The 261-nt window shown below is 62.5% G+C and carries 1 pseudogene; it reads right to left on the bottom strand.

What is annotated here, in order from left to right:
• Window positions 1–261, bottom strand: a pseudogene (locus GYB81_RS23670) (4-hydroxyacetophenone monooxygenase); the annotation flags it as partial.

Here is a 261-nt window from a genome sequence, read left to right as displayed (position 1 = left end):
GCCGATCACCGCCACTCGCTTGCCCTTGAGGTCGTAGTCATGGTCCCACTGCTGGGAATGGAAGACCTTGCCCTGGAAGTTCTCCAGGCCATCGAGGCGTGGATAGGCCGGGGTGGACAGGCCGCCCATGCCGGAAACCACGGCGTTCGCGGTGTAATGGTTGCCCTGGGCGTCATGCAGGTGCCAGAGGCTTTGCCGCTCGTCCCAGGCCAGCTTGCCGATCTCGGTGTTCAGCAGGGTCTTTTCCTGCAAGCGGTATTT

Origin of the sequence: Pseudomonas yangonensis (assembly GCF_009932725.1) — a bacterium.
Taxonomy (GTDB): Bacteria; Pseudomonadota; Gammaproteobacteria; order Pseudomonadales; family Pseudomonadaceae; genus Aquipseudomonas; species Aquipseudomonas yangonensis.
Note: the sequence above shows the minus strand (reverse complement) of the source record. Positions and strands in the feature narration are given on the sequence as shown.